Raw genomic sequence first — 6,886 nt, 5'->3', positions numbered from 1 at the left:
TCTTTCAACTTTCTTCCATGCGGAAAATAGTGTTATACGGTATTAGCACCTGTTTCCAAGTGTTATCCCCTTCTGATGGGCAGGTTACCCACGTGTTACTCACCCGTTCGCCACTCTTTTTCTTTTGGTGGAGCAAGCTCCGGTGAAAGAAAAAGCGTTCGACTTGCATGTATTAGGCACGCCGCCAGCGTTCGTCCTGAGCCAGGATCAAACTCTCATAATGATTTGTTTGAATGACCATACGGTCATTAAGCTCATAAAAATTAACTTTGCTAGCTATTGCTTGCATGTATTTGTTTCAATAAATTGAAACGTCCTACACATTGGTTCGTTTGCTTGCTTTGTTCAGTTTTCAAAGGTCTACCGTGCTGTGTTAGCAACTTTTATATCATATCAGAGCGACATTTGATTGTCAACTATTTTTTTAAAAGTTTTTTTCGCTCGTTGTTTTTCAACTTCGTAGCGGCTGTCTCAGCGACTTAATTAGAATAACAAATGATTTGTTATTTGTCAACAACTTTTTTCAATTAATTTTGTTGATGTATCAACATTGATTAACTGTTTTATCATTGCGACTTCGTTATAATATCATCTGTTTTATTTTTGGTCAAGTCTTTTTTGAAGATTTTTCAACTGTTGTTTTGACCCGCTGGCTCAATTGCCAACGTTGAATACTTTATCACTCTATGAATGAAAGAGCAAGCTTTTTTTCTGAAATTTTTCCAATTAACAAAAACAAAGAAAAAAACTACCCAAAAGGTAGTTTAATCAATATCGATCGTACGGAAACGGATTTGATTTTGATCGTCTCGTTTTAAGGTTGTTTCTTCTTTCAAATAAGAGAACTTCTTCTCATCGATCGCTGGATTTTCAAGCATTTCTTCATAACCTGCAAAAATATCATGGATGTATTTTTTATAAGCTTTTTTCTTTTTGATTCTTTTCTTCATTTGGCACCGTCCTTTACGTGCTTATCTTAGCAAGCCGAAAGGATTCTGACAACCATTATCCACATTTTCATACCAAAAATTCACTTTGACACACCTTTTCCATTCTTTCAGACAAATGACAAGAATGGAAAAAGAATGTTTAGTTTGTGATCAAACGTTTTTGAAACGCCAATCGCTCTCCATTCGGAAAAGGAAATGTTACCTCTCCTTTATATTGATAGCCAGCTGCTTGGATATTCTTTTGCATCCCAATATTGGCTTTATACGTATCGATACGCAAATCAACGATTCCTTGCTCTAATGCAACCACTTCAAGAGCTTGCAGCAATTTGGCACTTAACTTTTGCCCTTTAAAATGAGAACTGACAACGACGCGATGAATGGATAGATACGGACCGTTTCCATCCCATCCTGCGCCGGTAATTGCGTTGTAGACAGGATCATCACCAGAAACCAGTGTCGCAGACGCTGCGATTTTCCCATCTTTCACTAACACATAGCTTTCGCCTTTTGCGATATCTTCTTTGATTTGAATTTCTTTTGGGCCATAGCCATTTTGCCATTGTGGTGATCCTTGAGCTTTTAAAAAAGCAATTCCTTCCTCAATCAGCGCCATTAACTCCGTTAAATCGTCCTCAGTTGTTTTACGAAATTTCTCCATTTAACCCCACCTTTCTTCTATGACTTTCTTCTATAAAAAGAAACAGAGGATGATAGAAAGTCGTTTTAATCAATCGTTTTTAGTTTGCCTTGAAATTCACTGATTGATTGATATCCTTTTTCTTTCATGATCGTTTCTAATTCTTTCGTCAATCGTTCAAAGATCGCCGGCCCTTCTTTTTGCAACTCTGTGCCGATCTGCAACATAGAGGCACCACACAACAAATGCTCATACGCATCTTGACCATTACGAATCCCACCTGTACCAATAATTTTGATTTCTGGCTTGAGACGTGTATAGAAAGCCCGCACATTGGCTAATGCCGTCGGTTTCACATATTCGCCTCCGAGACCACCAAAACCATCTTTTGGTTTGATGACTACCGAGTCAGTAGCAGGATCGATGAATAAAGCATTCCCAATACTATTGATTGAATTGATGTAGGTTAACGGATACTTATTCAATATCTTAGCCATCTCATCAAAGTGAGCCAAATCAAAGTATGGCGGCAATTTGACACCTAAAGGTTTTGTGAAAAAACCAAAGACTGTTTCAAGAATTTGATCGGTCAAAGGAAAATCATAGGCAACTTGTGGTTTTCCTGGCACGTTTGGACAAGAAAGATTCAACTCAGTGATTCCTTCAAAATCACTTTCTTGGATCTTCTTCAATAACTCAATGTTTTCAGCCACGCTCATACCAGCGACAGAGAAAAAGAAAGGCGCTTGCTGAGTCATTTCCTGCTGTTTTTTGATGGCATAATCTAAGTAGTAGTCCACCCCTAGATTTGGTAATCCCATCGAATTGATGCTTCCTAAAGGTAAATCGGTATAACGTGGTTCTGGATTTCCGGCACGTGCTTCTAGCGTTGCACTCTTTGTGACAAATGATCCAGCTGCTGATACCGCTAATTCATCTAATTCCTCGATCGTCATACAATGGACTCCTGAGGCGTTCATAAACGGATTTTCGTATGTATATTTCCCAAAATTCGTAGCTAACATTGATTCATTCCTCCAATCTTTTCAACTAGTTTACCGTTTCATTTCTGAAAATGCAACGGTGTCTTTGATTGGGACAGGTTTTAGAAGGAGCAACCTATTTAATCACTGTAGCAAATCAAAAAACATATCCATAGCAGCTTGTTAAAGCTTGCTGAATAAAAATGGTTTTTGAAAATAATCTGTTTATGCTGTAATCAAATGTTTAGTTTTTAGAGCATGATCATGATTTTATTAAAGCTTTCACTTCTATTTACCGCTAAATCAAATGCTCTTTGAAGATATTCTACGGAAAGCGATGGGAAATCATATGACTGGCACTCAAGCGTCCGCTTTCTAAAAAGGTGATTGAATCAAACCATTCTTTGCCTGGGAAAGGCGCAGAATAGCTATTCCAAAAACCCTTAATGGTTAATTCACTGCGAAAGATTTTTCAAATGCCCGTTGCTTAATCAAAACATCAGAATAAGTGATCCCTTGAAATCCAATTTTCCCGCCTTTTTTTGTCACTAAGAGACATTGTTCTTCGGTTATTTTAGTACCTGCACATTCCATTGCAATATCTACGCCTAAACCATCCGTTATCCGAGAAATCTCGTTTTCGAGGTCTTGAACACTAGGATCGATCGTATCGTTGACACCTAAATCTAATGCTTGTTTCAGTTTCTCTGATTGAATATCAATGCCAATAATCTTTTTCACACCCGCAATTTTTAACCATTGTATCGTCAGCAACCCAATCGTTCTAACCCAAGACGGCAACGACTTTGTCACTTGAAAGAGAAAATGTTTGTGAAAAACCAAGAACGATTTTTCCTTTTTGCAATTATTTCTGAAGTCACGTAAAAAACAAAAAACCTCGTAACAATGAGTCACGAGGTTTTGGTGAAGAAATCTATTCTATTTATGAGTATTTAAAAACGATCCGTAGCTCATCACTTCCGCCAATAAAACGAATGGGTGAACTAAATTAAGCCATTCCTCGCAGGAATTTCCTTCGGTTTTGGTTTTATTTATGCGACCTCATAAGTAGAAATTCTCAAGTGTTACTCGATGATACTTGCGTTTTCCATCGAAAGCGCACAATTCAAATCATTTCAAATGATAAGACACTTGAATAGGAGTTTTTTAATTGACTGTTCAACTTTTTTTGAAATTGAAAACGAATAAACACATACTATATACATACAAATTTTTTACCTATCAAGTGAATTAAACCTTTTTCTTTGATACCTCAACACTCCAGTATCTCCGATGACGTATAATTTGTATTTTCCATACCCTACTTTAAATTCTAATCTTTCGCCACTTGCGATTTCAAATAAAAGATAATAGGTAATGGATTGATTCGTAAAGCCGTTTGCAGCAATATTCGTGCTACTGGTCATTCGTTTGTCTACTAGCGTGGCAAGTGCTGCCACTTCTGGCGTAGATTGATTCTTTAAGAATTCGACAATATGATATAAGATAACTGCGACGAAAATAAAAGAAAATAAAGTAAACAGAAAATCCACAAAACACACTCCTTTTTGTTTTTATGATCAAGGGAATCAACCAAATCATTTTTACAACTTAACTATAATTATACATTAATTTAATTAATTAATCTCGAACCTCTAATAAAAATATGTAACTCGCTAAATGATTGACCGAAACTGTAGTTTGGCTATCGTTTTCCTATATGTATGGTTGCATAGAACACATTTGTATATTTGTTAACCAAGAGTCAGTTGATAGGATGAAATCACATGACTTTTGAAAAAGCATTCCTAGAATCATCCTTCTTCACTCTACATTGACTCCTTAAGGAAAAACCATCGTATCCCAAAGTCTCTGATAAATTCAGTAACGTTTATTTAGACATGTTTTCTAGGATGCACCTTAAGGTTATCAATGTGGATGAATAAGAATTTAATCTGTGCTCTCTTTTTGTCAAAATGATCGAAGGTTTATAGAAAGTATTACTATTTCGGTAAAGTTAAATACTAACTCACTTTGAGTTGTCATATGAATGGAAAATACGTTGAGCTTTCAGGTTTAAAAATATATGATTTTCTTTAATGCTTTTAGTAAAAAAGCATAACTTTTTCACCAAGTAACTGTTTATTTAAGAAAGTATTCTATATAAAAACTCTTCTACCAACTTTTTCAAAGTTAATAAAAGAGTTCTGTGTTTATATCCTCATTTTGCCAACTGTCCGACACCTAAGAAAACAGCTTGTTCCATCTAGTTAACAAATATGAAACAACTTTCTATGATTGAAAATCCTTAACGAATCCCCAAAGCAATCCGTGCGTAACGACTCATTTTATCGGTCGTCCAAGCGGGATACCAGACTAATTTTACCTCTGGATTTTTGACTTCTGGAATATCGCTTAGTGCTTCGTGTATCGATTCAGTCAATACGTCGGCTAAGGGACAGCCCATTGTTGTTAAGGTCATTTTGATTACGGTATTGCCTGTTTCTGCATCAAATTCGACTTCATAAACTAAGCCTAGATTCACTATATCAATCCCCAACTCAGGGTCAATCACGGTTTCCAAGGCAGCCAAGACACGCTCTTTGATTGCTTCTGCTTCTACTTCAGTATATGCCACGGTTGAAGACCTCCTTTAATTCTTGTTTCAAATAATACCTTCTTTTGCAAGATTTGTAAATGGACGATCCTTGATTATGGACGGCTTTTCTTGTGTATTTTCAGTTCTGGGAAGACCCCTGTCGTTTTAAAGGTCCGTTGTTCATCATCTGTCGCAAAACGGCCTGTAATCGATTGGGTCGGCACAAAATTAATAAACGCATTGCCGTCAGCTTCTAAAACGGCTTGTTCTAAATCGTAGATCTCGTAGCGCGTCACGACCATCATGATCATATTGCCAGGTACGCCTGAATACCCTCCGACTGAGGGGAACAAAGTCATGCCGCGAAACACATGCTTAGAAATATTTTTCCCAACAGCTTCCGCATTGGTCGTAATAATCATTGCCGTTACCTTTTGATGACTTGTGTGCAGCATGTCCACAACGTAGCTCATTGCGAAAATCGAAATGATCGTGTACAAGGCACTTTCCCAAGAAAAGACGAAACCTGAGACCATGACAATGATGCCGTTTAAAATAAACATATATTTACCAACTGTTTTTCCAGTCGTTTTTGATAATATCAACGAAAGAATATCCATTCCGCCGGTGGTAAAACCCATTTTCAGTGAAAACGCAACGCCGACGCCTAACAGTACGCCACCTAGCAAAGCGTTAACCAAAATATTGTCAGTGATCGCTCCTTGCGGAAGGATCATCGTTAAGACGGAAACGACAACGACATTGATAAAGCTCAATAGTGTCGATGATTTCCCGAGTTTGATGAACCCGAGAACAAAGATAGGCAAGTTTAAGAGGAAAATAAACAGCCCCGTACTAAGGTGAACGCCAAAATGTTCCAAGGCAAGTGCCACGATCAATTGGGCGACCCCGTTCATCCCAGCAGAAAGAACGTTTGCGGGAATCAAAAAGAAATTTAAAGCAATGGCTGCAGTGATACCTGACAGCAAAATAACCCCTATTTTTTTCAATCGTTCTGATTGTTCGTGCTTCGTTAATAACTTACTCACAATGATCTAGCTCCTTCACTAAAAATCTCCTTCCAAAGAATAGCAGTTTGTGTGAAAAAATGAAACAATTATTTGCAAAAATTTACTTTTCATTCCCGCATCGTTCGCCTCCATGTTAAAATCATAGGTAAGAGATGAGAGGAGTGATTGATTTTGGCAAAAGAAGCAAGTTTTGATGTCGTATCTGAGATCAACACAGAAGAAGTGAAAAACGCCATTCAACAGGCGGAAAAAGAATTGAAAAACCGATTTGATTTTAAAGGCTCCACAGTAGAAATCAAGATGACTGAGGGCAAACTGACGATCGTTGGAGATGACGAATTTAAGTTGGAACAAATCAAAGATGTGCTCTTTGCGAAGCTGATCAAACGGAATGTACCAACGAAAAATATTCAATTTGGCGAAACGGAGCATGCCTTGGGGGCAAAAGCTCGTCAAACGGCAGAATTGATCAATGGGATCGATAAAGAAAACGCCAAAAAAATAACGACAGCGATCAAAAACGCCAAGCTAAAAATTAAAACCCAAATTCAAGACAATCAAATTCGGGTAACAGGCAAAAGCCGTGACGATCTGCAAGAGGTGATCCAATTGTTACGTAAACTGCCCCTGACAATCGATTTACAGTTTACAAATTATCGCTAATCAAAAAAAACTAGAACAGA

7 protein-coding genes, 1 rRNA gene and 1 pseudogene are annotated in these 6,886 nt (G+C 37.5%); 1 reads left to right on the top strand and 8 read right to left on the bottom strand.

Translation table 11 applies throughout. The annotated features are described in order from the left end of the window. The 8 genes and pseudogenes from ECA1_RS08135 to ECA1_RS08100 form a co-directional block, all read right to left on the bottom strand. Positions 1-223: ribosomal RNA gene (locus ECA1_RS08135) — 16S ribosomal RNA — on the bottom strand; the annotation flags it as partial. Positions 224-764: 541 nt separating this feature from the next. Beyond that, positions 765-950, bottom strand: coding sequence for a hypothetical protein (locus ECA1_RS08130; RefSeq protein ID WP_005230211.1), 186 nt, complete (start codon positions 948-950; stop codon positions 765-767). Between the two features lie 139 nt (positions 951-1,089). Further along, on the bottom strand, positions 1,090-1,611 hold the full coding sequence (locus ECA1_RS08125; RefSeq protein ID WP_060792190.1) for a GNAT family N-acetyltransferase: 522 nt from the start codon (positions 1,609-1,611) through the stop codon (positions 1,090-1,092). A gap of 65 nt (positions 1,612-1,676) precedes the next feature. Further along, on the bottom strand, positions 1,677-2,615 hold the full coding sequence (locus tag ECA1_RS08120; RefSeq protein WP_060792189.1) for a dihydroorotate oxidase: 939 nt from the start codon (positions 2,613-2,615) through the stop codon (positions 1,677-1,679). 209 nt (positions 2,616-2,824) lie between these two features. Continuing rightward, positions 2,825-3,356 (bottom strand): annotated as a pseudogene (locus tag ECA1_RS18025) (zinc-binding dehydrogenase); the annotation flags it as partial. 452 nt (positions 3,357-3,808) lie between these two features. Beyond that, positions 3,809-4,126 (bottom strand): DUF2500 domain-containing protein, encoded by a 318-nt coding sequence (locus tag ECA1_RS08110; protein WP_060792188.1) that lies wholly within the window; start codon positions 4,124-4,126, stop codon positions 3,809-3,811. A gap of 755 nt (positions 4,127-4,881) precedes the next feature. Next, positions 4,882-5,211: a metal-sulfur cluster assembly factor gene (locus tag ECA1_RS08105; RefSeq protein WP_005231940.1), complete on the bottom strand. Its 330-nt coding sequence runs from the start codon at positions 5,209-5,211 to the stop codon at positions 4,882-4,884. Between the two features lie 74 nt (positions 5,212-5,285). Next, positions 5,286-6,221, bottom strand: coding sequence for a YitT family protein (locus tag ECA1_RS08100; RefSeq protein WP_005230189.1), 936 nt, complete (start codon positions 6,219-6,221; stop codon positions 5,286-5,288). 153 nt (positions 6,222-6,374) lie between these two features. Between ECA1_RS08100 and ECA1_RS08095 the strand changes: the two genes are divergently transcribed. After that, positions 6,375-6,866: a YajQ family cyclic di-GMP-binding protein gene (locus ECA1_RS08095; RefSeq protein ID WP_060792187.1), complete on the top strand. Its 492-nt coding sequence runs from the start codon at positions 6,375-6,377 to the stop codon at positions 6,864-6,866. Positions 6,867-6,886 lie beyond the last annotated feature (20 nt).

Source organism: Enterococcus casseliflavus NBRC 100478 (assembly GCF_001544095.1).
Taxonomy (GTDB): Bacteria; Bacillota; Bacilli; order Lactobacillales; family Enterococcaceae; genus Enterococcus_D; species Enterococcus_D casseliflavus.
This window is presented reverse-complemented; position numbering and strand designations above follow the sequence as displayed.